The organism is Domibacillus sp. DTU_2020_1001157_1_SI_ALB_TIR_016 (assembly GCF_032341995.1).
Lineage (GTDB): Bacteria > Bacillota > Bacilli > Bacillales > Domibacillaceae > Domibacillus > Domibacillus indicus_A.
The window spans coordinates 3,364,024-3,390,870 of record NZ_CP135439.1 but is presented as its reverse complement, the minus strand read 5'-3'; the positions used below and the strand labels follow the sequence as shown (position 1 = coordinate 3,390,870).

Here is a 26,847-nt window from a genome sequence, read left to right as displayed (position 1 = left end):
GGTTGTCTTTTTTGTATTTAAGAGCAAAATAATTGAATCAAGGCATTCTTTCCTTTATAATTATCGTCAAATATAGTCAAGGTCAAGGTGGGGAGAAGCATGAGAAACGTTTCTGATATTATTGAACAGTATTTGAAACAAGTACTCGAACGCAATGGCAGCGAAATTGTTGAAATAAAACGCAGCGAAATTGCTGACAAATTTCAATGTGTCCCCTCTCAAATCAACTATGTGATTAATACTCGTTTTACCGTGGAACGAGGATATGTAGTTGAAAGCAAACGAGGTGGCGGCGGCTACATTCGCATCATTAAAGTGACCACACATGAAAAAAGTGATCTTCTTGATCAAATGATGGCTCTTACAAGCTCAAGGCTTTCACAGGCGAGTGCGGAAAATTTTGTTTATCGTCTGCTTGAGGAAAAGGTAATTTCCACTCGCGAGGCGAAATTAATGATAGGTGTAATGGAACGTTCCGTGCTCAATACCGAGTTGCCTGAACGGGATGAGTTGAGAGCGAGAATGATGCAATCATTTTTAGCATCTCTTAAATATGTAGAAGGCAGGTGAGCAGGATGATATGTCAGGAGTGTCATGAGCGGCCGGCAGCCCTTCATTTTACGAAAACAGTAAATGGGGAAGTGACGGAAGTTTATTTATGCGATCACTGTGCACATGAAAAAGGTGAACACTTATTTAGCGGCCATCCGGCTTTTTCATTAAATAATCTGCTTGGGGGGCTGTTTAATTCTGAACCTCATTTTTCCACAAACCCTTCTTTCCGCGATCAGGAAACACATTGCGAAAAGTGCCATATGACATTCCAGCAGTTTTTGCAAAGCGGTAAATTTGGCTGTGCTCACTGCTATAAATCATTTGAATCAAAATTATTCTCTATTTTAAAACGGCTTCATGGTGGTAATACTGTTCATCAAGGGAAGATTCCGGCACGTATGGGAGGTAAACTTCATTTGCAAAAAGAAGTACATCAATTGCGTGAAAAGCTTCAAGAGATGATAAATAGTGAACAATTTGAAGAAGCGGCAGGCGTTCGCGATCAAATTCGTGCTTTAGAGAAAAAATTGTCGGGCGAAGGAGGCGGTTTGTAATGTCTCTGGAGCGATTTATCAACCAGCAAACGACAGCATGGATGAGTGGTACAGGACCTGACTCTGATGTAGTCTTGAGTACGCGTATAAGACTGGCACGCAACTTGGAGAATGTTCCATTTCCGACAATCTTATCGATGGAAAGGGCAAAAGAAGTCGTTGACCAAATAAATAAATCTGCTTCTGAATCATTATCTCTCGAGCTTTTAAAAATGGAGGATATCTCACAGCTTCACAAAAGAGTATTGGTAGAAAAGCACTTGATCAGCCCTTATTTAGCGGAAACATCTTTATACGGTGCTGTGCTTATTTCTGAACAAGAAGACGTAAGTATTATGGTAAACGAGGAAGACCACTTACGTATTCAATGTCTGGCCTCAGGTTTACAGCTGCATGAAACGCTGGAAAAAGCAAATCAGATTGATGACGTAATTGAAGGCCGGGTACCATATGCTTTTGATGAAAAGATGGGTTACCTAACCGCTTGTCCAACAAATGTAGGAACCGGGCTTCGGGCATCGGTGATGATACACCTGCCCGGCTTGGTGCTGACACGTCAAATGAGCCGTATTATTCCAGCTATCAGCCAATTAGGGCTCGTTGTTAGAGGAATTTATGGGGAAGGCAGCGAAGCTTTAGGTAACATCTTTCAAATTTCCAATCAGTTGACTCTTGGAAAATCCGAAGAAGATATCATTAATGATCTGGACAGCGTGGTGCATGAATTAATGTCCCGTGAGCAGTCAGCGCGCGATGCATTAATGCAAACATCCCCTATTCAGCTGGAAGATCGGATTTTTCGGTCGTACGGCATTTTATCAAACAGCCGCGTGATTGAAACAAATGAAGCATTTCAGTGTTTATCAGATGTTAGATTAGGGATTGATTTAGGGTATATCACTCATATACCAAAAAGCATCTTAAATGAGCTGATGATCTTAACGCAGCCCGGCTTTTTGCAGCAGTATGCCGGAGGACCGCTTCGAGCGGAAGAACGGGACATTCGTCGAGCCGCATTGATTCGTGAACGGCTTGAACTGGAAGAAACGAATTAAGATAAGGGGGAAATGGATATGATGTTTGGACGTTTTACAGAGAGAGCACAAAAGGTACTAGCGTTAGCACAGGAAGAAGCGATTCGCCTGGGTCACAATAACATTGGAACAGAACACATTTTACTCGGACTTGTTCGTGAAGGCGAAGGAATCGCGGCTAAAGCGCTATACGGTTTAGGTCTTAGTGCAGAAAAGATTCAAGAAGAAGTAGAAGAGTTAATTGGAAAAGGCGACGGTGCTTCTAAAACCGTTCATTATACACCGAGAGCCAAAAAAGTCATTGAGCTTTCAATGGATGAGGCTCGTAAATTAGGCCACTCTTACGTAGGAACAGAACACATCCTGCTTGGCTTAATTCGTGAAGGCGAAGGAGTGGCAGCGCGTGTACTTGGCAACCTTGGCGTCAGCTTAAACAAAGCACGCCAGCAAGTATTGCAGCTTCTTGGCAGCAGTGAATCAGGAAGCGGCCAGGGAGGCCAGGCTTCAAATGTCAGCACGCCGACTCTGGACGGACTTGCACGTGATTTAACAGTGATTGCCCGTGAAGGAAGCTTAGACCCGGTTATTGGCCGCAGCAAAGAAATTCAGCGTGTTATTGAGGTGCTGAGCCGCCGCACGAAAAATAACCCTGTTTTAATCGGGGAGCCAGGTGTCGGGAAAACGGCTATTGCTGAAGGTCTTGCTCAGCAGATCATTAACAACGAGGTGCCGGAAACACTCCGTAATAAGCGCGTGATGACGCTGGATATGGGAACAGTAGTAGCGGGAACGAAATATCGTGGTGAATTTGAAGACCGCTTGAAAAAAGTAATGGACGAAATTCGCCAGGCTGGCAATATTATTTTGTTTATTGACGAGCTGCACACCCTGATCGGAGCAGGCGGAGCAGAAGGTGCCATTGATGCGTCTAATATTTTAAAACCGTCTCTTGCGCGCGGCGAGCTGCAATGTATCGGTGCAACAACACTTGATGAGTACCGTAAATACATCGAGAAAGATGCGGCTCTAGAACGCCGTTTCCAGCCGATTCAAGTCGATGAACCAACACTAGAGGAATCGATTCAAATTTTAAAAGGACTGCGTGACCGGTATGAAGCCCATCACCGCGTAGCGATTTTAGATGAAGCAATTGAAGCAGCAGTGAAAATGTCTGACCGTTACATTTCTGACCGGTTCCTGCCAGACAAAGCCATTGATTTAATTGATGAAGCTGGTTCAAAAGTTCGTCTTCGTTCTTTTACAACACCGCCAAATTTAAAAGAGCTTGAAGCAAAGCTTGAAGCGTTGAAACACGAGAAAGATTCTGCCGTACAAAGCCAGGAATTTGAAAAAGCAGCGTCTCTTCGTGATTCTGAGCAAAAGCTTCGTGAAGAGCTGGAGCAGACGAAAAACAGCTGGAAAGAAAAGCAGGGCACAGAAAACAGCGAAGTAACAATGGAAGACATTGCCATGGTTGTATCGAGCTGGACAGGGATCCCAGTTTCAAAACTGGCTCAAACGGAAACAGACCGCCTGCTGAATCTGGAAGAGATTTTGCACTCCCGCTTAATTGGCCAGGAAGAAGCCGTGACGTCTATTTCTAAAGCTGTGCGCCGGGCACGTGCAGGATTAAAAGATCCAAAACGCCCAATTGGCTCTTTTATTTTCCTTGGACCAACAGGTGTCGGGAAAACAGAACTGGCTAAAGCATTGGCTGAATCTATGTTCGGTGATGAAGATGCAATGATTCGGATCGACATGTCCGAGTATATGGAGAAACATTCAACATCTCGCCTTGTCGGTTCGCCTCCAGGATATGTAGGCTATGAAGAAGGCGGTCAGCTGACAGAAAAAGTTCGCCGCAAGCCGTACTCTGTTGTTCTATTGGATGAAATTGAAAAAGCGCACCCGGATGTTTTTAACATTCTGCTTCAAGTTCTTGAAGATGGACGTTTAACAGATTCAAAAGGCCGTACCGTTGATTTCCGCAATACTGTTCTCATTATGACATCCAATGTTGGAGCGCAGTCTTTGCAGAAAAACAAATATGTCGGTTTTAATATTCAAGATGCATCACAAGACCACAAAGATATGAAAGGAAAAGTGATGGATGAGTTAAAACGCGCATTCCGTCCGGAATTCCTAAACCGTATCGATGAAATTATCGTCTTCCATGCTCTTGAGAAAAAACACTTAAAAGAAATCGTTACGCTTATGACGGACCAGCTGACAACACGTCTCAAAGAGCAGGACATCAATGTCGAGCTGTCTGATAAAGCGAAAGAAAAAATCGCGGAAGAAGGATACGATCCAGAATACGGTGCACGTCCGCTTCGCCGGGCACTTCAAAAGCAAGTAGAAGACCGCTTGTCAGAGGAGCTGCTTAAAGGCAATGTATTAACTGGACAGCACGTCGTAGTAGATGTAGATGAGAAAGGCGAGTTTGTAGTCCGCACGGCGGCCGGCTCAACCTCGTAATGAAAGCGTGCAGCGGGTCTGTTAAAGACCCGCTGTTTTTTATGAAAAAGGAGAGGGAACATGGCTAAAGTAAAAACAAAATTCGTCTGTGGCTCTTGTGGATATGAGTCACCGAAGTGGATGGGGAAATGCCCGGGCTGCGGTCAGTGGAATCAAATGGTGGAGGAAACGGAAATTACCGGAAAACCGAAACGTACAACCTTCGCTCATTCGGATACAGTTATGGCAAAGCCATCCCGGCTCGTTGACGTAGAAACCGCTCAAGAGCCAAGAGTGGAAACCGATTTAAAAGAGTTAAACCGAGTATTAGGCGGCGGAGTCGTGCCTGGTTCACTCGTTCTGATTGGCGGTGACCCGGGCATTGGGAAATCCACGCTTCTTTTGCAGGTTTCTTCCCAGCTTTCATCCAAAGGAAGCAATGTGCTTTATATCTCTGGTGAGGAGTCGGTGAAACAAACAAAAATGCGTGCATCCCGAATGGGCATTAACGAACAAAGCCTGTATATTTACGCTGAAACGAACCTTCAGCTGATTCATTCGGCGATTGAAAACATGAAGCCGCAGTTTGTCATCATCGACTCCATTCAAACGGTTCATCATCCGGAAGTAACGTCAGCGCCGGGCAGTGTGTCACAGGTGCGTGAGTGTACAGCGGAGTTGATGCGTATTGCTAAAGTGAATAACATTGCTATTTTTATTGTCGGACACGTTACAAAAGAAGGAGCTATCGCAGGACCTCGCCTTCTTGAACATATGGTGGATACCGTGCTTTATTTCGAGGGCGAGCGGCACCATACGTACCGGATTTTACGGGCGGTTAAAAACCGATTCGGCTCAACAAATGAAATGGGCATTTTTGAGATGAAAGAAGCAGGTCTTGAGGAAGTGGCCAATCCATCTGAGATTTTCTTAGAGGAGCGTACAAAAGGAACATCCGGTTCCACAGTAGTTGCATCTATGGAGGGTACCCGGCCCGTGCTAGTAGAAATACAAGCACTTGTGTCGCCAACGGTCTTTGGAAACCCTCGTCGGATGGCAACCGGCATTGATCATAACCGGGTAACACTTATTATGGCGGTGCTTGAAAAACGAGTCGGCCTGCTTTTACAAAACCAGGATGCTTACTTGAAAGTAGCCGGCGGTGTAAAGCTTGATGAGCCGGCCATTGACTTGGCGGTGGCAGTCAGTATTGCCTCAAGCTTCCGAGATGAACCAACAGGTGCTTCAGACTGCTTGATTGGTGAGGTTGGCCTGACCGGAGAGGTTCGGCGCGTATCGCGAATTGAGCAGCGTGTAAACGAGGCAGCAAAACTTGGATTCACACGCATTATTGTTCCGGCGAACAACATTGGCGGCTGGACAGCGCCGGCAGGGGTTCAAATTATTGGTGTATCCACTGTAAATGAAGCATTAAAAATGGTGTTCGGTAAATAAAAAACGAAACAAAACCAATTCGAGTCTCGTATTATTAGCGCGAGGCTCGAAACGTGTTTATAATAAAAGGAATAGGGAGGTGAAACAAACATGTTGAAGCGTCTTGTACAGGGCGGGTTCATTATTTTAGGCGGTACGCTTGGCGTATTTCTTCTTCCGGACTTATTCCTTTATCTTCATTTTGATCATCCATTTATTAATAACCCCTATGTCACAGCGCTTGTAGGAGCACTCCTTTTCTATTTGCTTACCTTTTGGGCAGTAGACTACATTGTGGAGTTTATTAAGTGGATCGAGGATCGAATTGTGAATGCACCGCTGACTGATATTGTCACAGGCGGACTCGGTTTGTTGGCCGGACTTCTCGTGGCGATGCTGGTTGGGATTCCGCTTGCACAGCTGGAATTGCCGATTGTCAATACGGTGGTGCCCATTTTGCTGACCATTGGTCTTGGTTATCTTGGCTTTCAGTTTGGATTTAAGCGCCGGGATGAACTAACCTCTTTATTTTCTTCAAGCAAGTCTTCGAAGCGAAAGGAAGCTCAAGCGGAAGAAACGGCACCTGCGCTTCCGGCAAAATCATTTAAAATACTGGACACGAGCGTGATTATCGATGGGCGGATTGCCGATATTTGTGAAACAGGCTTTTTGGACGGCACGATTGTGATTCCACAATTTGTTCTTGAAGAATTACAGCATATTGCCGATTCTTCTGATACACTAAAGAGAACGAAAGGGCGCCGCGGCCTTGATATTTTAAATCGTCTGCAAAAAGATGTCCCAATTGAAGTCGAGATGACAGAAAAGGACTATGAAGATGTTCAGGAAGTAGATTCAAAGCTTGTGAAGCTGGCGAAGGAAATAAGCGGTATTGTGGTCACTAACGATTTTAATTTAAATAAAGTATGTGAATTTCAAAAAGTGCAAGTACTTAATATTAATGACCTTGCCAACGCGGTAAAACCGGTAGTCATTCCGGGAGAAGAAATGCATGTGCTGGTGATTAAAGATGGGAAAGAACAGCGCCAGGGCGTTGCCTACCTCGATGACGGAACGATGATCGTCGTAGAGGATGGCCGCGATTTTATCGGCAAGCAAATTGACGTGATTGTCACAAGCGTACTGCAGACATCTGCCGGACGAATGATTTTTGCAAAACCGAAACATGCATGAGAAGAAAGGAAAGGTTTAAACGAATGGACTATTATGTCGTGATTCCAGCTGCCGGAAAAGGAAAGCGTATGAAAGCAGGCATGAACAAAGTACTGCTTGAGCTTGAAGGGCTGCCGCTTATTATTCATACGCTCACTGTATTTGAGACGGATGCGTCATGCAGAGGCATTGTGCTGTCTGTTCATCCAGATGAACGGAAGGAATTTCAGCAGCTTTTAGCCATACACCGAATTACAAAAGTGTGCGCATTCGCAGATGGCGGCAAAGAACGGCAGCACAGTGTCTACAGTGGTTTAAAGGCGCTTCCGCCGGAATCAGACATTGTCCTTGTTCACGATGGAGCGCGACCGTTTATTACAAAAGAAACGGTTGCGACACTCGTCGAAAGCGCCCGAGCAACGGGCGCAGCCATTGCGGCTGTTCCGGTCAAAGACACAATAAAAAAAGCGGCAAGCGGCATTGTGTCCGAAACAGTCGAACGGGCAAGCCTCTGGTCCGTGCAAACACCGCAGGCTTTTCAAAAAGAGGTTCTTCTTTCCGCTCAGAAAAAAGCGGAAGAAGAAGACTTTTTGGGAACCGATGAATCATCGCTTGTGGAACGGACCGGCTACCCTGTTTGTATTGTCGAAAGTGATTATGACAATATTAAATTAACGACACCGGAAGATTTATATTTTGCCCGGGCGATTATTGCAAAAAGAAATGAAAGCAAGGTGTAAATAACATGTTTCGAATTGGACAAGGGTTTGATGTGCATCAGCTTGTAGAAGGACGCCCGCTTATTATCGGTGGCATTACCATTCCCCATGACAAAGGGCTGCTCGGCCACTCGGACGCGGATGTGCTTTTGCACACAGTAGCAGACGCATGTCTTGGAGCGATTGGTGAGGGGGATATTGGCCGTCATTTTCCGGATACAGATGCCGCATTTAAAGATGCAGATTCTGGGAAGCTGCTGGAGCACGTTTGGCAGCTTGTACAAAACAAAGGCTATGAGCTGGGGAATATCGACTGCACGATTATCGCCCAAAAGCCAAAAATGGCACCTTATATTGGCGCGATGCAGGAGCGCATTGCCGAACTGCTCCAGGCAGACACAGACCAAGTAAATGTGAAAGCCACAACAACCGAAAAACTCGGGTTCCCGGGAAGAGGCGAAGGTATCGCATCGCAGGCAGCCGTTCTATTGGTAAAAAAACAAAGGTAAAACAGCATCGGAGGAAAAAGCAATGACAAATCATGTACGTGTTCGCTACGCGCCGAGCCCAACTGGCCATTTACATATTGGGAACGCGCGGACAGCGCTTTTTAACTATTTATACGCCCGCAACCTTGGCGGATCATTTATTATCCGAATTGAGGACACAGACCAAAAGCGGAATATTGAAGGCGGCGAACAAAGTCAGCTCGAATATTTAAAATGGCTTGGCGTCGACTGGGATGAAGGTCCGGATGTCGGCGGTGAATACGGACCGTACCGTCAATCAGAACGAAACGATTTATACAAACAGTACTATGAGCAGCTTTTAGCAGAAGGAAAAGCGTATAAATGCTACTGTACCGCTGAAGAGCTTGAAGCAGAGCGTACGGCGCAGCAGGAGAGCAACGAAATCGCCGGCTATTCGGGGAAATGCCGTCATCTGACTGACGAAGAAAGAGCTGCTTTAGAAGCGGAAGGCCGTCGTCCAAGCATTCGTTTTCTTGTTCCATCAGGCGAGACGATTACATTCAATGACATCGTAAAAGAAGAGGTATCTTTTGAGTCGGATGGCATCGGTGGTGACTTCGTTATCGTCAAGCAGGACGGAACACCAACATACAACTTTGCGGTAGCGGTAGACGATCATTTAATGGAAATGACGCATGTTCTTCGTGGAGACGACCATATTTCCAATACACCGAAGCAGCTGCTTATTTACAAGGCGCTTGGCTTTGAACCGCCTGTATTCGGTCATATGACGTTGATCGTAAACGAAAGCCGTAAGAAGCTGAGCAAGCGCGACGAATCCATCATTCAGTTTATTGAGCAGTACAAAGAGCTTGGCTATCTGCCGGAAGCATTGCTCAATTTTATTACGCTTCTTGGCTGGTCGCCGAAAGAAGAAGAGGAAATCTACACGAAAGAGCAGTTTATTGAGCAGTTTGATGCAGCCCGCCTGTCTAAATCACCAGCATTTTTCGATAAACAAAAGCTTCTTTGGATGAACAACCAGTACATGAAGGAGCAGCCGGTGGATCGGGTTGTTGAACTTGCGCGTCCGCATCTTGTGAAAGCAGGCTTGATTGAAGAAACGCTTTCTCCTGAAAAAGAAGAATGGGTAACAAGCTTAATTGCGCTTTATCAGGAAAAAATGAGTTACGGTGCAGAAATTGTCGAATTATCGGGTCTATTCTTCAAAGAAGAGGTTTCTTACGAGGAAGAAGCGAAAGAAGTTCTTTCCGAAGAACAAGTTCCTGAGGTGCTTCGCGCGTTTGCTGAAAAAGCAGGAGCTCTTGAGCCGTTCGAGGCAGAAGGTGTGAAAAAAGCAATGAAGGAAGTACAAAAAGAAACAGGCCATAAAGGCAAAAAGCTGTTTATGCCAATTCGTGCAGCTGTAACTGGCCAGACACATGGACCAGACCTTCCGAAAGCGATCGAGCTGCTTGGCCGCGAAAAAGTCATCACACGTTTAAATACGGTTCTTGATTAAACGGCGGACCTGTATATAATAGAGTATATATATAAAGTAAAGCGTTGAAGAGGAAAAGTATGCGGCAGATGCCTTTCAGAGAGAACCGCCATGGCTGCGAGCGGTTTAGGCCTCTCTGTCCGCAGAAGTGCCCCTCGGAGCCTGCGGCTGAACAAAAAGTAAGCGGCAGCGGGAAATCCCCGTTATCGATCTGGAGTTGGGAAAATGGCGAAGAGCCGTTTTTCAAACAGAGTGGAACCGCGTATACAAAACGTCTCTGTCTATCAGAGGCGTTTTTTTGTATGTCTGAAAAAGGATTTGGGAGGAGTGGAAACAATGCTGCGTGTATTAAAGCAGGACATCGACACGATTTTTGAGCAGGACCCGGCAGCAAGAAGTTACTTGGAAGTGATTTTAACGTATTCGGGGCTGCATGCCATTTGGGCGCATCGCCTGGCCCATGGGTTTTACAAACGGAAGTTTTATTTTATTGCCCGGGTTATTTCTCAAATCAGCCGCTTTTTCACGGGCATTGAAATTCATCCAGGTGCCCGGATTGGCCGCGGTCTTTTTATCGACCACGGTATGGGCGTTGTCATCGGGGAAACATGTGAAATTGGTGACAATGTTACGCTTTATCAAGGGGTAACACTCGGGGGAACTGGTAAAGAAAAAGGAAAGCGCCATCCTACTGTTCTTGACGGAGCATTGATTGCCACAGGGGCGAAAGTGCTCGGCTCGATTACCATTGGGGAATGCGCCCGGGTTGGCGCTGGCTCGGTTGTATTAAAAGACGTACCGGCCAATTCAACGGTTGTTGGGATTCCGGGCCGGGTTGTTATACAGAATGGCAAAAAAGTTCAGCCTTCTGTAAAGGATTTAAACCACAGCAATATGCCTGACCCGGTTGCCGACCGCTTAAAAAGCCTGGAAGCAGAAATTGCTTACTTGAAGGAAGAAATGAAGAAAGGGGATCACACGAATGTCCATTAAATTATATAATACGCTGACGCGCAAAAAAGAAGAATTTGTCCCGCTTAAAGAGGGGAAAGTAAAGATGTATGTATGCGGTCCAACCGTTTATAACTACATTCATATCGGAAATGCCCGGCCGGCTATTGTATTTGATACAGTGCGCCGCCATCTGCAATACCGCGGATACGAAGTAAAGTACGTATCAAACTTTACCGACGTGGATGACAAGCTGATCCGGGCAGCGAACGAGCTCGGAGAAGAGGTGCCCGTCATTGCCGAACGTTTTATTCAGGCATACTTTGAAGATACCCACGCACTGGGTTGCCAGAAAGCCGATATTCATCCGCGCGTAACAGAAAGCATTGAGCTGATTATTGAATTTATTGCCGAGCTTGTAAACAAAGGGTTTGCTTATGAATCCGGCGGAGATGTGTACTACCGGACCCGTAAATTTAACGGATACGGCAAATTGTCTCATCAATCTATTGATGAACTAAAAGTCGGCGCCCGTATTGGCGCAGGCGAGAAGAAAGACGACGCACTTGATTTTGTTTTATGGAAAGCAGCGAAAGAAGGAGAAATCTCCTGGAGCAGCCCGTGGGGAGAAGGACGTCCCGGCTGGCATATTGAATGCTCGGCAATGGCCCGTAAGTATCTTGGTGATTCCATTGATATTCACGCAGGCGGCCAGGATTTAACATTCCCGCACCATGAAAATGAAATTGCCCAGTCGGAAGCATTAACAGGCAAGCCGTTTGCCCGTTACTGGCTGCATAACGGCTACATTAACATCGATAACGAAAAAATGTCCAAATCACTTGGCAACTTTGTACTCGTCCACGACATTATTAAAGAGGTGGACCCGCAGGTGCTTCGCTTCTTCATGCTGTCGGTTCATTACCGCAATCCGGTTAACTACAACAAAGAATTGCTCGACAGCTCTGCCGCTTCGCTTGACCGGTTGAAAACAGCTTATCAAAATGTAAAGCACCGCAAAGAGTCCAGCACCAATTTAACGGACCATAATGATCAATGGATCGAAAAAGTGAATCGTCACCACGAGCGTTTCCTGCAGGAAATGGATGATGACTTTAACACAGCCAATGCCATTTCTGTACTGTTTGATTTATCAAAAGATGCGAATGTGTACTTACTTGAGGACCATACATCTACAGAAGTCATTGATGTATTTTTGTCGAAATTTGAAGATATGTTTTTCGTGCTCGGCCTGCAGCTGCAGCAGGAGGAACTATTGGATGAGGAAATTGAAGCATTGATCCAGGAGCGTAATGAAGCGCGCAAAAATCGGGATTTCGCCCGCGCAGACAGCATTCGCGATCAGCTCAAAGACATGAACATTATCTTGGAAGATACAGCTCAAGGAATTCGTTGGAGACGCGGATGATGAAAGGGCTCGCAGAACCGCTTAAAGATGCAAGACAGCTGAACGGGCTGGCGCTGGCTTATATGGGAGATGCTGTATACGAAGTGTATGTGCGGAAGTTTTTGCTGGAGTCCGGCCGGGTAAAGCCGAACGACCTGCACCGCGCTTCGACAAAATTCGTCTCTGCCAAGGCACAGGCTGCCCAGCTGCACCGGCTGTTTGAAGAACAGTTTTTAACCGAAGAAGAAGAAACGGTCGCCAAGCGCGGACGCAATGCAAAATCAGGACACACTCCAAAAAACACGGATGTTCTGACCTATAACCACAGTACCGCTCTTGAAGCTGTCATCGGTTTTTTGTTTTTAACCGGCCGGCTTGAGCGAATGGAAGAGATTATCTATAACATCTTAGAGAACGGAGGGACGAACGGATGACACAGGAACAAGAATGGATCGGGGGACGAAACCCGGTCATGGAAGCGCTGCGTGCCGGACGTGATATCAATAAGCTTTGGGTGCAGGAAGGGGCACAAAAAGGCTCGATTCAGCAAATTATCGCCAAAGCAAAAGAACTGAGCATTCCGGTTCAAATGGTGCCGAAGCGTAAAATTGAACAAGTGGTGCCGGAGAATCACCAGGGAGTCGCAGCATCTGTCGCAGCATACCAGTATGCAGAAATTGACGACTTGTTTGCCAAAGCAGAAGAAAGCGGCGAACCGCCGTTTTTCCTCCTGCTTGATGAGCTCGAAGATCCGCATAACCTTGGCTCGATTATGCGGACGGCCGATGCAGTCGGCGCGCATGGGATTATTATTCCAAAGCGCCGGTCCGTGAGTTTAACCGCAACGGCTGCGAAAGCCTCCACAGGCGCCATCGAATACATTCCGGTAGCCCGCGTCACGAATCTTGCCCGCACAATGGATGAATTAAAAGAGCGGGGAATTTGGATTGCTGGAACAGATGCATCGGGTGCCGAAGATTACCGCCGATTTGATGGCACGATGCCTCTTTGCCTTGTGATTGGCAGTGAAGGCCGCGGTGTCAGCCGTCTTGTAAAAGAAAAATGTGACTTTCTCATTCAGCTGCCGATGGTCGGTCACGTCACTTCTCTTAACGCGTCGGTAGCGGCTGCCCTGCTCATGTACGAAGTATACCGGAAGCGTCATCCGCTGGGGAACTAACGATGGATATTCTCCTCGTCGATGGCTATAACATGATTGGCGCGTGGCCGGAGCTTCGCCGGTTGAAAAACGTAGATTTTGGCGGTGCCCGTGACCGCCTTGTCGAACTAATGGCGGAGTATCAGGGCGCCCACGGCTGCCGCGTGATTATTGTATTCGATGCGCACTTTGTCAAAGGAACGGAGAAAAAGTACCGCGATGCCAAGGTAGAAGTGATTTTCACGCGTGAAAATGAAACGGCGGATGAGCGAATTGAACGAATGGCCATTGAATTGACGAATGTGCGTGATCAAGTAACGGTCGCTACATCGGACTATACAGAGCAATGGGCTGTATTCGGCCAGGGAGCTCTCCGCATTTCCGCGCGGGAACTTTTAACAGAATTGTCAATTACACAAAAAGGAATTCGAAAAAACCTCGGGGAGATCAGTGAAATCAAGCCACACGCGAGAATTCCGCTCAGTAAAGAAACCGCCGAAACGTTTGAGAAGTGGCGCAGAGGAAAAAAATGAAGATTGACGCAGAAAAAAATGGTACTGTATACTAATCCTAGCGAAGATTGACAGGCGGAGGGAGATGTGTAAGCGTGAACCGTTTGATTAGTCCAGGAATGGATATGCTTAGTGATGAACAGCTTGTGGAACTTGTGCACAAAGGAAACAGCGAAGCCCTCGATTTTGTCATTCATAAATACCGAAATTTTGTCCGGGCCAAAGCCCGCTCTTATTTTTTAATCGGAGCTGACAAGGAAGATATTGTGCAGGAAGGCATGATTGGATTATACAAGGCGGTCCGCGACTACAAAGGGGACAAGCTTAGCACGTTTCGGGCTTTTGCGGAGCTGTGCATTACCCGCCAAATTATTACGGCCATTAAAACGGCAACCCGCCAGAAACACATCCCGCTTAATTCCTACGTATCGCTCGATAAGCCGATTTACGATGAAGAATCAGATCGGACGCTTATGGATGTGCTGACAGGAACGAAAGCGAGCGACCCACAGGAATTAATTATTAACCGCGAACAATTTTCAAGCATTGAAGGAAAAGTAAACGAGCTTTTAAGTGATTTAGAGCGTCAGGTACTGGCTCTTTACCTTGATGGCCGTTCGTACCAGGAAATCTCTGAGCAGCTTAACCGGCACGTAAAGTCAATTGATAACGCCCTGCAAAGGGTAAAACGAAAGCTGGAGCGGTATCTGGAATTCAAGGAAATTACGATTCAATGAAACTTGACGAAAGCCCGCTTTCAATGATACGTTTTAAGAATCGAAATGGTAAGGTGATAACATGGCAAAAAAAGTGCCTCTTGCGTGTTCAGTATGCGGATCACGTAATTACTCGACGACGGTGAATACAGCCAGCGGCGAGCGCCTTGAAATAAAAAAATTTTGCGGTGTCTGTAACCAGCATACTATGCATAAACAAACGAAATGACACCGGCGCTTCTTTTGGAGGTTTCAGCAAATGTCACGCATTACGCAGTTTTTCCGTAACGTGCGTTCTGAAATGGGCAAAGTCAGCTGGCCGAAACGAAAAGAGCTTACAACGTATACGATTACCGTTATTTCAACCGTAATCTTTCTTGCTCTTTTTTTCTCGGTCGTTGATTACGGCATTTCAGCGCTCGTGCGCTGGGTTTTGGCAATATAAAAAGCTGTCTGGAAAATTACTTGAATACACAGTGTTTTTTCCGTGCTATAATGGATAATGATAATAAGACCAAAGGCAAAAAGCACAGCATTGTGCCCAAAAGCCTTGATGACCCGCATCATGCGGACCTGAAAAGCCCGTTTAACGGGTTTTTTCATTTGGTTCAGAAAATGTCTAGCTCCAGGCGCTGCCAGCTCGGAGACCCGCATGCTGCGGGTTGAAAAAGTGCTGCAGAACGATGTCGCACTTGCTGCTGGTGAATAGGCGTCTTGCGCTTTTCGTTTAAATGAAAAGGAGGGAAGGACACAAGTCCCTTTCTATGGAAAAAAATTGGTATGTTGTTCACACGTATTCAGGGTACGAGAACAAAGTAAAAGCGAACTTAGAAAAACGCGTTGAGTCAATGGGAATGCAGGACAAAATTTTCCGTGTTATTGTACCGGAAGAAGAAGAGCGCGATGTAAAAAACGGCAAAGAAAAGATAACAAAGCGGAAAGTGTTCCCCGGATACGTACTTGTTGAAATCGTGATGACTGACGATTCGTGGTATGTCGTCCGCAATACACCGGGTGTAACCGGATTCGTTGGATCTGCCGGCCATGGCTCTAAGCCAACGCCTTTGCTTCCGGATGAAGTAACATCTATTCTGAAGCAGATGGGAATGGATGAGCGCCGTCGCGATGGCGACTATGAGCTTGGTGAAACCGTGATTGTGAAAGAAGGGCCGTTTGCGGAGTTTGAAGGCAGCGTTGAAGAAATTGACCAGGACAAAGGAAAGCTGAAAGTGCTTGTAAATATGTTCGGTCGTGAAACGCCTGTTGAGCTTGATTTTGATCAAGTGAATAAATTATCCTGAAAACGGGTTGAAATCTTGTTTGAAAAATGTTACTATTTTTTAGGTCAGTACGTGTCGTACTGAGTAAGACTCATTTTTATTAATCATCTTTATTCAAATAAAGATAGACAGAGTGGGAGGGGCAAAGCCCCATGTACCACATCACGGACTTAAGGAGGTGTGTCTCGTGGCTAAAAAAGTAATTAAAGTCGTAAAACTGCAAATTCCTGCAGGTAAAGCAAACCCTGCGCCGCCGGTTGGTCCGGCACTAGGTCAAGCTGGTGTTAACATCATGGGATTCTGTAAAGAATTCAATGCGCGTACAGCAGATCAAGCAGGATTGATTATCCCGGTTGAAATTTCGGTTTTTGAAGACCGTTCATTTACATTCATCACAAAAACTCCGCCTGCAGCCGTTCTTTTGAAAAAAGCAGCTGGCATCGAGTCAGGATCTGGAGAACCGAACCGCAACAAAGTTGCAACGGTTAAACGTGATAAAGTGCGTGAAATTGCTGAAACAAAAATGCCTGATCTAAACGCAGCTGATGTTGAAGCAGCTATGCGTATGGTTGAAGGTACTGCCCGCAGCATGGGTATTGTGATTGAAGACTAATCGGTTGTTCGTTTTTGGGAGGTTGCGAGTGAAGTAGCGATACTTCATCCGCAGCCTTTATTCGTGGGAGGTAAATTCCGCTAAAACCACATAAGGAGGAAACAAAACATGGCTAAACAAGGTAAAAAGTTTCAAGATGCGGCTAAGCTTGTTGACCGCACGAAACAATATTCAGTAGAAGAAGCAATTGAGCTTGTAAAGAAAACAACTACAGTTAAATTCGATGCAACAGTTGAGGCGGCATTCCGTCTTGGCGTTGACCCGAAAAAAGCAGACCAACAAATCCGCGGTGCGCTTGTTCTTCCAAACGGAACAGGTAAAACACAACGCGTTCTTGTATTCGCAAAAGGCGAAAAAGCAAAAGAAGCTGAAGCAGCTGGTGCAGACTACGTAGGCGACAGCGACTTCATCAACAAAATCCAACAAGGCTGGTTCGAATTTGACGTAATCGTAGCTACACCTGACATGATGGGTGAAGTTGGTAAACTAGGCCGCGTTCTTGGACCAAAAGGCTTGATGCCGAACCCGAAAACTGGCACAGTAACATTTGATGTAACAAAAGCGATCCAAGAAATCAAAGCTGGTAAAGTAGAATACCGTGTTGATAAAGCAGGTAACATCCACGTACCAGTTGGTAAAGTATCTTTCGAAAGCGAAAAGCTTGTTGAAAACTTTACAGCTATCTTTGATACAATGTTGAAAGTAAAGCCTTCTGCAGCTAAAGGCGTTTACATGAAAAACATCGCTGTTACATCTACAATGGGCCCTGGTATCAAAGTAGATGCAGCATCTTTCACAACAGTAAAAAACTAAGTTGACAACGTAAAAACTTTATGATAAAGTAATATTCGTTGGGCTTACAGTTAGTAAGCAGCAACTTAATCACATATGCACATTTGTACCGTAGACAGCAGGGGCTTTCGAGCTTAATCATCCTGCCGAGGACTTGCGAAATAGATTGCGCGGCTTTGTCCGCTTTTCGTGCCTCCATGTCTTCCGGGACATGGAGGCTTTTTACGTTTCCTAAACGGTATAAAATGAGTGAACGTTTTTCGTTCAGACAAATTTTACAGGAGGTGTAGCAGATGAGCAGCGTTATCGAGAAAAAACAAGAACTTGTTGGCCAAATCGCTGACAAACTAAAAAACAGCCCATCGACAGTCATCGTTGACTACCGCGGTCTTTCCGTGGCACAAGTAACGGAACTTCGTAAGCAGCTTCGTGAAGCAGGCGTTGAGTTCAAAGTATACAAAAATACAATGACTCGCCGTGCAGCTGAACAAGCAGGCATCGAAGGACTTGGAGAGTTCCTTACAGGTCCAAACGCAATCGCGTTCGGTGCTGAGGATGTTGTGGCTCCAGCGAAGATCTTGAACGAATTCGCGAAGAAAAACGACGCCCTTGAAATCAAGGCGGGTGTTCTTGAAGGGAACTTCGTATCTGTTGAGGAAGTTAAAGCACTTGCAGAACTTCCATCACGCGAAGGACTTCTTTCTATGGTACTCAGCGTTCTTCAAGCGCCAATCCGCAACTTCGCTCTTGCAGCGAAAGCAGTGGCCGACCAAAAAGAAGAGCAAGGCGCATAATTGTAAGAAAAGCCGCCTAGCGGTTTAACGAATAAAAAAACATTTTTAAAACACACTAAGGAGGAAATACAAAATGTCTAAAGAGCAAATCATTGAAGCAATCAAAGAAATGTCCGTTCTTGAATTGAACGACCTTGTAAAAGCAATCGAAGAAGAATTCGGCGTAACAGCAGCTGCACCAGTTGCAGTAGCAGGTGCTGCAGGCGGCGACGCAGCAGCAGAAAAAACAGAATTCGACCTTATCCTTGCTGGAGCAGGCGACCAAAAAATCAAAGTTATCAAAGTAGTTCGCGAAATCACAGGTCTTGGCTTGAAAGAAGCGAAAGAGCTAGTTGATAACACTCCTAAAGCACTTAAAGAAGGTATCGCGAAAGAAGAAGCTGAAGAGCTTAAAGCGAAACTTGAAGAAGTTGGCGCTTCTGTAGAAGTGAAGTAATTCTTTGATACAATGACACAAAAGTCCGCTGGTTTTACAGCGGGCTTTTGTTTGTTGAAAGGGGAAATGATCGTGGCAGATCATTATTTTTCCAATAAACCAAACAGTGAGCACCGTCTGCAGCAGTTTGATTTTGTGCTGCGGGACCGGACTTATAGATTCGAAACCGATGCAGGTGTTTTTTCAAAATCGGAAGTAGATTTTGGCTCAAGATTGTTAATTGAAACATTCGAATGGCCTGAAGTAGAGGGTCCCATCTTAGATGCAGGCTGCGGTTATGGGCCGATCGGCCTTTCAATCGCATCCGAGCAGCCAAACCGGACGATTCATATGATTGATGTAAACGAACGGGCTCTTGATCTCGCAAGCAAAAATGCAAAGCGAAACGGAGTAGAGAACGTTCAAATTTATAAAAGTGACCGTCTTCAAAATGTGTCGGAAGAAGGATTTGCCGCTGTGCTGACGAATCCGCCTATTCGTGCAGGAAAAGAAGTGGTATTTGATATTATTCAAACAGGATTTGCGAAGCTCAGAGAGGGCGGCGAACTGTGGGTAGTCATTCAAAAGAAGCAGGGAGCACCGTCTGTAATGAAAGAAATGGAGCGTCTGGCTGGCTCATGTGATATAGCAGCGAAGTCTAAGGGCTATTTTATTTTACGAGCGAAAAAATAATTGACCCTAAAAAAACCGTATGCTATTATTGTAAAATGCCAATATAATATTTGTGCCCGTTTGTCAATGAGAATATTTTTTTGTTAAAATGGGAACAATGACAACAAAATAGGGCCAATTGTGATAAAAATGAGGTTTTCTTTGACAAAACCTTTTTCTTTTTGTCTTGTTGAGTATGAAAATACTCTGCTTGAAGATAAAGTATAGGCAATAATAACGCTTGATTTGAGGGGTGAATCAGTTGACAGGTCAACTAGTTCAGTATGGACGACACCGCCAGCGCAGAAGCTATGCGCGCATTAGTGAAGTATTAGATTTACCGAATTTGATTGAAATTCAAACAGCCTCCTATCAATGGTTTCTTGATGAGGGTCTGCGTGAAATGTTCCAGGACATTTCTCCGATTGAAGATTTCACAGGTAATCTGGCACTGGAATTTATTGATTACAGCCTGGCAGAGCCAAAGTATCCCGTGGATGAGTCGAAAGAGCGTGATGTTACGTATTCTGCGCCGCTCCGCGTGAAAGTCCGTCTTTTAAATAAAGAAACGGGCGAAGTGAAAGATCAAGAAGTTTTCATGGGCGATTTCCCGCTTATGACCGAAACAGGAACATTTATTATTAATGGTGCAGAGCGCGTTATCGTTTCTCAGCTTGTTCGTTCTCCAAGCGTATACTACAACGGTAAACTGGATAAAAACGGTAAGCGTGGATTTACTGCGACCGTTATTCCAAACCGTGGCGCATGGCTTGAGTATGAAACAGATGCTAAAGACATTGTGTATGTTCGGATCGACCGGACACGTAAATTGCCGATTACGGTATTACTACGTGCATTAGGGTTTGGCACTGATCAAGAAATCATCGACTTGCTTGGTGATAACGAATACTTGCGCAACACACTCGAAAAAGACAACACTGAAACAACGGAAAAAGCGTTGATTGAAATTTATGAGCGCCTTCGCCCGGGTGAGCCGCCAACAGTTGAAAATGCGAAAAGCCTTTTGGTTTCCCGCTTCTTTGACCCGAAACGGTATGACCTTGCAAGCGTTGGTCGTTATAAAATGAATAAAAAGCTTCACACGAAAAACCGTTTGTTTGGACAGCGTCTGGCAGAGACACTTGCCGATCCGGAAACAGGTGAAATTATCGCAGAAGCAGGCACTGTACTAGACCGCCGCACGCTCGATAAAATCATTCCGTATCTTGAAAACGGCGTAGCCTTTAAAACATACCGTCAAAGCGGCGGCGTAGTTGAAGAGGATATGACTGTTCAGACTATTAAAGTATATGCACCAAACAGCGAAGAAGAGCAGGTTATCAACATTATCGGAAACGGCTTCCCGGAAATGAATGTGAAGAATATCACGCCGGCAGACATCATTGCGTCAATCGGTTATTTCTTCAATCTTCTTTACGGAGTAGGCGACACAGACGATATTGACCACCTTGGTAACCGTCGTCTGCGTTCAGTAGGCGAGCTTCTGCAAAACCAATTCCGTATCGGTTTATCCCGTATGGAGCGTGTGGTTCGTGAGCGTATGTCGATTCAAGACACACAAACGATCACACCGCAGCAGTTGATTAACATCCGCCCAGTGATTGCGTCTATTAAAGAGTTCTTTGGAAGCTCCCAGCTTTCACAGTTCATGGACCAAACAAACCCGCTTGGCGAATTAACGCATAAACGCCGTTTATCTGCACTCGGACCAGGTGGTTTGACGCGTGAGCGTGCCGGCTTTGAAGTCCGTGACGTTCATTACTCTCACTATGGCCGTATGTGTCCGATTGAAACACCTGAGGGTCCAAACATCGGGCTGATCAACTCATTGTCTTCTTTCGCAAAAGTAAACCGCTTTGGCTTCATTGAAACACCGTACCGTCGTGTTGATCCAGACACAGGTCGTGTAACACAGCGTATTGATTACTTGACTGCGGACGAAGAAGACAACTATGTAGTAGCCCAGGCGAATGTTCCATTAAATGAAGATGGATCATTTGCGGAAGAAGAAGTCGTTGCTCGTTTCCGCGGTGAAAATACCGTCGTTAAACGTGAGCGCGTGGACTACATGGACGTATCGCCGAAACAGGTTGTTTCTGCTGCGACAGCATGTATCCCGTTCTTAGAAAACGATGACTCCAACCGTGCCCTTATGGGAGCGAACATGCAGCGTCAGGCTGTACCATTGATGCAGCCGGAAGCACCGATCGTCGGAACAGGTATGGAATATGTATCTGCGAAAGACTCCGGCGCTGCTGTTATTTGTAAGCATGAAGGAATCGTTGAGCGTGTAGAAGCACGTCAAATTCTTGTCCGTCGCATTCAGGAAGTAGATGGACAGGAAATCAAAGGCGATCTTGATAAATACAAACTGCAAAAATTCATTCGTTCCAACCAAGGAACATGCTACAACCAGCGTCCAATTGTTGCAGTCGGCAACCGTGTGAAAAAAGGTGAGATTTTAGCGGATGGTCCATCAATGGAACTCGGCGAACTTGCCCTTGGCCGTAACGTTCTTGTTGCGTTCATGACATGGGACGGCTATAACTATGAAGATGCGATTATTATGAGCGAGCGTCTTGTGAAAGATGACGTCTATACATCGATCCATATCGAAGAATACGAGTCAGAATCACGTGACACGAAGCTTGGGCCTGAAGAAATTACGCGCGATATTCCAAATGTCGGTGAAGATGCGCTTCGCAACCTTGATGACCGTGGAATTATCCGTGTTGGTGCAGAAGTAAAAGACGGTGATTTGCTTGTTGGGAAAGTTACGCCTAAAGGTGTAACAGAACTGACAGCAGAAGAACGCCTTCTTCATGCAATCTTCGGTGAAAAAGCACGTGAAGTTCGTGATACGTCGCTTCGTGTTCCTCACGGCGGAAGCGGAATTGTCCTTGATGTAAAAGTCTTTAACCGTGAAGACGGCGATGAGCTGCCACCGGGTGTAAACCAGCTGGTACGTGTGTACATCGTTCAAAAGCGGAAGATTTCTGAAGGGGATAAAATGGCCGGCCGTCACGGTAACAAAGGGGTAATCTCCCGTATCTTACCGGAAGAAGACATGCCGTTCCTGCCGGATGGCACGCCGGTTGATATCATGCTTAACCCGCTCGGCGTACCTTCCCGTATGAACATCGGTCAGGTGCTTGAGCTTCACTTAGGTATGGCTGCCCGCTACCTCGGCATTCATGTTGCGTCACCAGTATTTGATGGTGCAACTGAGGACGATGTGTGGGAAACAATCGAAGAAGCCGGCATGAGCCGTGATGCAAAAACGGTCTTGTACGATGGCCGCAGTGGTGAGCCGTTTGACAACCGTGTATCTGTTGGGATCATGTATATGATCAAGCTTGCGCACATGGTTGACGATAAGCTCCATGCGCGTTCTACTGGACCATACTCACTTGTTACACAGCAGCCGCTTGGCGGTAAAGCCCAGTTCGGCGGACAGCGTTTCGGTGAGATGGAGGTTTGGGCACTTGAAGCATATGGTGCCGCTTATACACTTCAAGAGATCTTAACAGTTAAGTCCGATGACATCGTTGGCCGTGTGAAAACATACGAAGCGATTGTGAAAGGCGAAAATGTTCCAGAACCAGGTGTTCCTGAATCATTCAAAGTATTGATCAAAGAACTTCAAAGTCTTGGTCTTGACGTGAAAATCATGTCAGGAGACGATCAAGAAATTGAAATGCGCGATCTTGAGGATGAGGATGATGTGCAGCAGGCCGATACGTTAAATATCGCTCCTGAAGCCGCTGGAATCGAGCCAATCGGATCAACAGACTGACCCATATAAATAGCAGTTCGTCCAAAAAGCGCTCCGAGCGCTTTTTGGGCGCTTTCAAGGAAATCGGTAAAAAGAAAAGGGAGGTAGGCCCCTTGCTGGATGTCAATAATTTTGAGTACATGAAAATCGGTCTCGCTTCACCGGATAAGATCCGTTCATGGTCTTATGGAGAAGTTAAAAAACCTGAAACTATCAACTACCGTACGCTGAAGCCAGAAAAAGACGGCTTATTCTGTGAACGGATTTTTGGTCCTACGAAAGACTGGGAATGTCATTGCGGCAAATACAAGCGTGTTCGTTATAAGGGCGTTGTGTGTGACCGTTGTGGCGTTGAAGTAACAAAAGCGAAAGTGCGCCGTGAGCGTATGGGACACATTGAGCTGGCTGCGCCTGTTTCGCATATTTGGTATTTCAAAGGAATTCCAAGCCGTATGGGTCTTGTTCTGGACATGTCTCCACGTGCATTGGAAGAAGTCATTTACTTCGCATCTTACGTAGTAACAGAATCAGGAGATACAGCGCTTGAGAAAAAGCAGCTTCTTTCTGAAAAAGAGTTCCGTACTTACCGAGATAAATACGGCAGTAAGTTCCAGGCGTCTATGGGTGCAGAAGCGATCAAAAAGCTTCTTCAAGACATTGATCTTGATAAAGAAACAGAACAGTTAAAAGAAGAATTGAAATCAGCGCAAGGCCAGCGCCGTACACGTGCGATCAAGCGCCTTGAAGTGATTGAAGCATTCCGTCATTCTGGCAACCGTCCAGACTGGATGATTCTAGATGTGCTGCCGGTTATCCCGCCAGAACTTCGTCCAATGGTACAGCTGGATGGCGGCCGCTTTGCGACGTCTGATTTGAATGACTTGTACCGCCGTGTAATTAACCGGAACAACCGTCTTAAACGCTTGCTAGATCTTGGTGCGCCGAGCATCATTGTTCAAAACGAAAAGCGTATGCTTCAAGAAGCAGTAGACGCGTTGATCGACAATGGACGCCGTGGACGCCCTGTTACAGGACCGGGTAACCGTCCATTAAAATCTCTTTCACATATGCTGAAAGGGAAACAGGGCCGTTTCCGTCAAAACTTGCTTGGTAAGCGGGTTGACTACTCTGGCCGTTCTGTAATCGTCGTTGGTCCGAACTTGAAAATGTATCAATGCGGCCTTCCAAAAGAAATGGCGCTTGAACTTTTCAAACCGTTCGTTATGAAAGAACTTGTTGAGCGTGGACTTGCGCACAACATTAAAAGTGCAAAACGTAAAATTGAACGCGTTCAGTCTGATGTGTGGGATGTGCTTGAAGAAGTAATCCGTGAGCACCCGGTTCTCCTAAACCGCGCACCGACGCTTCACCGTCTTGGTATCCAGGCATTTGAACCAACATTGGTAGAAGGACGTGCGATTCGCCTTCACCCGCTCGTATGTACAGCATACAACGCAGACTTTGATGGTGACCAAATGGCTGTTCACGTGCCGCTTTCAGCAGAAGCACAAGCGGAAGCGCGTATGCTCATGCTGGCTGCACAGAACATTTTGAATCCGAAAGACGGAAAACCAGTTGTTACGCCGTCACAGGATATGGTACTCGGTAACTACTACTTAACGCTCGAGCGTGAAGGAGCAGTAGGGGAAGGGGCCGTCTTTAAAGATACAAACGAAGCAATTTTGGCTTATCAAAATGGATATGTTCACCTGCACACACGTGTTGCGGTGGCAGCTTCATCTCTTGAAAACCAGACCTTCACAGAAGAACAAAACAAAAAGCTTCTTGTTACAACGGTTGGTAAATTGATCTTTAATGAAATTTTGCCGGATACATTCCCGTACATTAACGAACCAACAAGCAGCAACCTTGAAGTGAAAACACCGGAGAAATATTTCTTAGATGCGGGTGCAAATGTGCCTGAGCACATTGCCAAGCAGGAAATTGTTGCTCCGTTTAAAAAGAAAATTCTTGGTAACATCATTGCTGAAGTATTCAAACGCTTCAAGATTACTGAAACATCTAAAATGCTTGACCGCATGAAAGACCTCGGCTTTAGACATTCGACAAAAGCGGGTATCACAGTAGGGGTAGCGGATATCGTTGTATTGGGTGAAAAAGAGGGAATTCTAAAAGAAGCACAGGCAAAAGTGGACAACGTTATGAAGCAGTTCCGCCGCGGTTTAATTACCGAAGAAGAGCGCTATGACCGCGTTATTTCTGTCTGGAGCGCAGCGAAAGATGTTATCCAGGGCAAATTGATGGAATCCCTTGATAAACGCAACCCGATCTTCATGATGAGTGATTCCGGAGCCCGTGGTAACGCGTCCAACTTTACACAGCTTGCTGGTATGCGCGGACTCATGGCCAACCCGGCCGGCCGGATTATCGAACTTCCGATCAAATCTTCGTTCCGTGAAGGTCTGACGGTACTCGAGTACTTTATCTCGACACACGGTGCGCGTAAAGGTCTTGCCGATACCGCCCTGAAAACAGCCGATTCAGGTTACTTAACACGTCGTCTCGTTGACGTAGCGCAGGACGTTATCGTTCGTGAGGATGATTGTGGGACAGATCGCGGCCTGGAAATCAGCTCGATCAAAGACGGCACGGAAATTATCGAGGCACTTGAAGAGCGTCTTATTGGCCGTTATTCACGTAAAGCAATCAAGCATCCGGAAACGGGTGAAGTGCTTGTCCGTGAAAACGAACAAATTGATGAAGACTTGGCGAAAGTGGTTGTGGAAGCAGGCGTGGAAACCGTATGGATCCGCTCAGCATTCACTTGCAACACACGTCATGGCGTATGTAAAAAATGCTACGGACGCAACTTGGCAACCGGCCAGGAAGTGGAAGTTGGCGAAGCAGTCGGTATTATTGCTGCCCAGTCAATCGGAGAGCCGGGAACACAGCTTACAATGCGTACGTTCCACACAGGCGGCGTAGCTGGAGACGATATTACGCAGGGTCTTCCGCGTATCCAGGAGATTTTCGAAGCGCGTAACCCGAAAGGTCAGGCGATCATTTCGGAAATCAACGGAACCATTACGTCTATTACAGAAGGCCGTGACCGTCAGCAGGAGATCACTATTGCAGGCGACGTGGAAACACGCACATACAACGCTCCATATACAGCACGCTTAAAAGTAGCCGTAAACGATACGATCGAACGCGGTCAAGTATTAACAGAAGGGTCTATCGATCCGAAAGAATACTTGAAAATCAAAGATGTCACATCTGTTCAGGAATACTTACTGCGTGAAGTGCAGAAGGTATACCGTATGCAGGGGGTTGAAATCGGCGATAAACACGTTGAAGTAATGGTTCGCCAAATGCTTCGTAAAGTACGTGTGCTTGAAGCGGGAGATACAGATGTTCTTCCAGGCAGTCTGCTTGAAATTCATCAGTTCCGTGATGCCAATGAAAAAGTTCTTCTTGAAGGCGGAATTCCGGCAACAGGCCGTCCGATCCTTTTGGGAATTACAAAAGCATCCCTCGAAACGGATTCCTTCTTGTCTGCTGCATCCTTCCAGGAAACAACTCGTGTCCTGACCGATGCTGCGATCAAAGGAAAGCGCGACGAATTGCTTGGCTTGAAAGAGAACGTTATTATCGGAAAACTCGTTCCGGCGGGTACTGGTATGCAGCGTTATCGTCAATCCGAAGCAAATCTAAAAGAAGAAGAATCAGTTACAGTCGAATAATTTTTTATCGGCGCCGGGAATTATACCGGCGCCGATAAAATTTTTAAAAAGAATAGTTGACACTAGAAAATGAAAATGATACTATGATCAAGGTGTTCCTGTACGACCTTACTTTATGTATGGAGATAGGACCAAAAC

25 protein-coding genes and 2 other annotated features are annotated in these 26,847 nt (G+C 46.0%); all 25 genes read left to right on the top strand.

Going from position 1 to position 26,847, the window contains the following annotated elements:
- Positions 1 to 99: 99 nt before the first annotated feature.
- Positions 100 to 570, top strand: a complete 471-nt coding sequence (locus RRU94_RS25605; protein ID WP_315693614.1) for a CtsR family transcriptional regulator — start codon at positions 100 to 102, stop codon at positions 568 to 570.
- Between the two features lie 5 nt (positions 571 to 575).
- Positions 576 to 1,109 (top strand): protein-arginine kinase activator protein McsA, encoded by a 534-nt coding sequence (locus RRU94_RS25600; protein ID WP_315693613.1) that lies wholly within the window; start codon positions 576 to 578, stop codon positions 1,107 to 1,109.
- Positions 1,109 to 2,164, top strand: a complete 1,056-nt coding sequence (locus tag RRU94_RS25595) for a protein-arginine kinase McsB (protein WP_315693612.1) — start codon at positions 1,109 to 1,111, stop codon at positions 2,162 to 2,164. The genes RRU94_RS25600 and RRU94_RS25595 overlap by 1 nt, the downstream gene beginning before the upstream one ends.
- 18 nt (positions 2,165 to 2,182) lie before the next feature.
- Positions 2,183 to 4,621, top strand: a complete 2,439-nt coding sequence (clpC, locus tag RRU94_RS25590) for an ATP-dependent protease ATP-binding subunit ClpC (protein WP_242236839.1) — start codon at positions 2,183 to 2,185, stop codon at positions 4,619 to 4,621.
- 60 nt (positions 4,622 to 4,681) lie between these two features.
- A complete protein-coding gene (gene radA / locus RRU94_RS25585) occupies positions 4,682 to 6,055 on the top strand; it encodes a DNA repair protein RadA (RefSeq protein ID WP_315693611.1) in 1,374 nt (457 codons plus the stop codon).
- Positions 6,056 to 6,145: 90 nt separating this feature from the next.
- On the top strand, positions 6,146 to 7,228 hold the full coding sequence (locus RRU94_RS25580) for a PIN/TRAM domain-containing protein (RefSeq protein WP_315693610.1): 1,083 nt from the start codon (positions 6,146 to 6,148) through the stop codon (positions 7,226 to 7,228).
- A 23-nt stretch (positions 7,229 to 7,251) separates the two neighbouring features.
- Positions 7,252 to 7,947 (top strand): 2-C-methyl-D-erythritol 4-phosphate cytidylyltransferase, encoded by a 696-nt coding sequence (ispD, locus tag RRU94_RS25575; RefSeq protein WP_242236828.1) that lies wholly within the window; start codon positions 7,252 to 7,254, stop codon positions 7,945 to 7,947.
- Positions 7,948 to 7,952: 5 nt separating this feature from the next.
- Positions 7,953 to 8,435 (top strand): 2-C-methyl-D-erythritol 2,4-cyclodiphosphate synthase, encoded by a 483-nt coding sequence (ispF, locus tag RRU94_RS25570; protein ID WP_315693609.1) that lies wholly within the window; start codon positions 7,953 to 7,955, stop codon positions 8,433 to 8,435.
- A gap of 22 nt (positions 8,436 to 8,457) precedes the next feature.
- Complete coding sequence (gltX, locus tag RRU94_RS25565) at positions 8,458 to 9,918, top strand: glutamate--tRNA ligase (RefSeq protein ID WP_315693608.1); 1,461 nt, start codon at positions 8,458 to 8,460, stop codon at positions 9,916 to 9,918.
- Between the two features lie 35 nt (positions 9,919 to 9,953).
- Positions 9,954 to 10,179, top strand: a binding site (T-box leader).
- On the top strand, positions 10,150 to 10,890 hold the full coding sequence (gene cysE, locus RRU94_RS25560; RefSeq protein ID WP_315693607.1) for a serine O-acetyltransferase: 741 nt from the start codon (positions 10,150 to 10,152) through the stop codon (positions 10,888 to 10,890). (Overlaps the previous feature by 30 nt.)
- The gene (gene cysS / locus RRU94_RS25555; RefSeq protein ID WP_315693605.1) at positions 10,880 to 12,277 is read left to right on the top strand and encodes a cysteine--tRNA ligase; all 1,398 of its coding nucleotides are present in this window, start codon (positions 10,880 to 10,882) and stop codon (positions 12,275 to 12,277) included. Before cysE ends, cysS begins: the two co-directional genes overlap by 11 nt.
- Complete coding sequence (locus RRU94_RS25550; protein WP_315696145.1) at positions 12,277 to 12,690, top strand: Mini-ribonuclease 3; 414 nt, start codon at positions 12,277 to 12,279, stop codon at positions 12,688 to 12,690. The genes cysS and RRU94_RS25550 overlap by 1 nt, the downstream gene beginning before the upstream one ends.
- A complete protein-coding gene (rlmB, locus tag RRU94_RS25545; RefSeq protein WP_315693604.1) occupies positions 12,687 to 13,436 on the top strand; it encodes a 23S rRNA (guanosine(2251)-2'-O)-methyltransferase RlmB in 750 nt (249 codons plus the stop codon). Before RRU94_RS25550 ends, rlmB begins: the two co-directional genes overlap by 4 nt.
- Positions 13,437 to 13,438: 2 nt before the next feature.
- Positions 13,439 to 13,948, top strand: coding sequence for an NYN domain-containing protein (locus RRU94_RS25540; RefSeq protein WP_251273789.1), 510 nt, complete (start codon positions 13,439 to 13,441; stop codon positions 13,946 to 13,948).
- A gap of 98 nt (positions 13,949 to 14,046) precedes the next feature.
- Positions 14,047 to 14,664 carry an RNA polymerase sporulation sigma factor SigH gene (gene sigH, locus RRU94_RS25535; protein ID WP_251273802.1) on the top strand — a complete coding sequence of 206 codons (618 nt, stop codon included), beginning with the start codon at positions 14,047 to 14,049 and terminating at the stop codon, positions 14,662 to 14,664.
- Between the two features lie 61 nt (positions 14,665 to 14,725).
- A complete protein-coding gene (gene rpmG / locus RRU94_RS25530; RefSeq protein WP_050182407.1) occupies positions 14,726 to 14,872 on the top strand; it encodes a 50S ribosomal protein L33 in 147 nt (48 codons plus the stop codon).
- Positions 14,873 to 14,902: 30 nt separating this feature from the next.
- On the top strand, positions 14,903 to 15,088 hold the full coding sequence (gene secE, locus RRU94_RS25525) for a preprotein translocase subunit SecE (protein WP_315693602.1): 186 nt from the start codon (positions 14,903 to 14,905) through the stop codon (positions 15,086 to 15,088).
- Between the two features lie 319 nt (positions 15,089 to 15,407).
- The gene (nusG, locus tag RRU94_RS25520; RefSeq protein WP_315693601.1) at positions 15,408 to 15,944 is read left to right on the top strand and encodes a transcription termination/antitermination protein NusG; all 537 of its coding nucleotides are present in this window, start codon (positions 15,408 to 15,410) and stop codon (positions 15,942 to 15,944) included.
- Positions 15,945 to 16,110: 166 nt separating this feature from the next.
- Complete coding sequence (gene rplK / locus RRU94_RS25515; RefSeq protein WP_045851841.1) at positions 16,111 to 16,536, top strand: 50S ribosomal protein L11; 426 nt, start codon at positions 16,111 to 16,113, stop codon at positions 16,534 to 16,536.
- 108 nt (positions 16,537 to 16,644) lie between these two features.
- Positions 16,645 to 17,349 (top strand): 50S ribosomal protein L1, encoded by a 705-nt coding sequence (gene rplA / locus RRU94_RS25510; protein WP_315693600.1) that lies wholly within the window; start codon positions 16,645 to 16,647, stop codon positions 17,347 to 17,349.
- 70 nt (positions 17,350 to 17,419) lie between these two features.
- Positions 17,420 to 17,562: a sequence feature (ribosomal protein L10 leader region), on the top strand.
- 59 nt (positions 17,563 to 17,621) lie between these two features.
- The gene (rplJ, locus tag RRU94_RS25505) at positions 17,622 to 18,122 is read left to right on the top strand and encodes a 50S ribosomal protein L10 (RefSeq protein WP_242236800.1); all 501 of its coding nucleotides are present in this window, start codon (positions 17,622 to 17,624) and stop codon (positions 18,120 to 18,122) included.
- Positions 18,123 to 18,195: 73 nt separating this feature from the next.
- The gene (gene rplL / locus RRU94_RS25500) at positions 18,196 to 18,558 is read left to right on the top strand and encodes a 50S ribosomal protein L7/L12 (RefSeq protein ID WP_046176540.1); all 363 of its coding nucleotides are present in this window, start codon (positions 18,196 to 18,198) and stop codon (positions 18,556 to 18,558) included.
- A 72-nt stretch (positions 18,559 to 18,630) separates the two neighbouring features.
- A complete protein-coding gene (locus tag RRU94_RS25495) occupies positions 18,631 to 19,230 on the top strand; it encodes a class I SAM-dependent methyltransferase (protein WP_315693598.1) in 600 nt (199 codons plus the stop codon).
- Positions 19,231 to 19,471: 241 nt separating this feature from the next.
- Positions 19,472 to 23,026, top strand: a complete 3,555-nt coding sequence (gene rpoB / locus RRU94_RS25490) for a DNA-directed RNA polymerase subunit beta (protein ID WP_242236794.1) — start codon at positions 19,472 to 19,474, stop codon at positions 23,024 to 23,026.
- A gap of 92 nt (positions 23,027 to 23,118) precedes the next feature.
- Positions 23,119 to 26,709: a DNA-directed RNA polymerase subunit beta' gene (gene rpoC / locus RRU94_RS25485; RefSeq protein ID WP_251273784.1), complete on the top strand. Its 3,591-nt coding sequence runs from the start codon at positions 23,119 to 23,121 to the stop codon at positions 26,707 to 26,709.
- Positions 26,710 to 26,847 lie beyond the last annotated feature (138 nt).

Bases quoted from the DNA above. Each gene is read 5' to 3' on its own strand.
- RRU94_RS25605 (WP_315693614.1), top strand. From the start codon at position 100: ATGAGAAACGTTTCTGATATTATTGAACAGTATTTGAAACAAGTACTC.
- RRU94_RS25600 (WP_315693613.1), top strand. From the start codon at position 576: ATGATATGTCAGGAGTGTCATGAGCGGCCGGCAGCCCTTCATTTTACG.
- RRU94_RS25595 (WP_315693612.1), top strand. From the start codon at position 1,109: ATGTCTCTGGAGCGATTTATCAACCAGCAAACGACAGCATGGATGAGT.
- clpC (WP_242236839.1), top strand. From the start codon at position 2,183: ATGATGTTTGGACGTTTTACAGAGAGAGCACAAAAGGTACTAGCGTTA.
- radA (WP_315693611.1), top strand. From the start codon at position 4,682: ATGGCTAAAGTAAAAACAAAATTCGTCTGTGGCTCTTGTGGATATGAG.
- RRU94_RS25580 (WP_315693610.1), top strand. From the start codon at position 6,146: ATGTTGAAGCGTCTTGTACAGGGCGGGTTCATTATTTTAGGCGGTACG.
- ispD (WP_242236828.1), top strand. From the start codon at position 7,252: ATGGACTATTATGTCGTGATTCCAGCTGCCGGAAAAGGAAAGCGTATG.
- ispF (WP_315693609.1), top strand. From the start codon at position 7,953: ATGTTTCGAATTGGACAAGGGTTTGATGTGCATCAGCTTGTAGAAGGA.
- gltX (WP_315693608.1), top strand. From the start codon at position 8,458: ATGACAAATCATGTACGTGTTCGCTACGCGCCGAGCCCAACTGGCCAT.
- cysS (WP_315693605.1), top strand. From the start codon at position 10,880: ATGTCCATTAAATTATATAATACGCTGACGCGCAAAAAAGAAGAATTT.
- RRU94_RS25550 (WP_315696145.1), top strand. From the start codon at position 12,277: ATGAAAGGGCTCGCAGAACCGCTTAAAGATGCAAGACAGCTGAACGGG.
- rlmB (WP_315693604.1), top strand. From the start codon at position 12,687: ATGACACAGGAACAAGAATGGATCGGGGGACGAAACCCGGTCATGGAA.
- RRU94_RS25540 (WP_251273789.1), top strand. From the start codon at position 13,439: ATGGATATTCTCCTCGTCGATGGCTATAACATGATTGGCGCGTGGCCG.
- sigH (WP_251273802.1), top strand. From the start codon at position 14,047: ATGGATATGCTTAGTGATGAACAGCTTGTGGAACTTGTGCACAAAGGA.
- rpmG (WP_050182407.1), top strand. From the start codon at position 14,726: ATGGCAAAAAAAGTGCCTCTTGCGTGTTCAGTATGCGGATCACGTAAT.
- secE (WP_315693602.1), top strand. From the start codon at position 14,903: ATGTCACGCATTACGCAGTTTTTCCGTAACGTGCGTTCTGAAATGGGC.
- nusG (WP_315693601.1), top strand. From the start codon at position 15,408: ATGGAAAAAAATTGGTATGTTGTTCACACGTATTCAGGGTACGAGAAC.
- rplA (WP_315693600.1), top strand. From the start codon at position 16,645: ATGGCTAAACAAGGTAAAAAGTTTCAAGATGCGGCTAAGCTTGTTGAC.
- rplJ (WP_242236800.1), top strand. From the start codon at position 17,622: ATGAGCAGCGTTATCGAGAAAAAACAAGAACTTGTTGGCCAAATCGCT.
- rplL (WP_046176540.1), top strand. From the start codon at position 18,196: ATGTCTAAAGAGCAAATCATTGAAGCAATCAAAGAAATGTCCGTTCTT.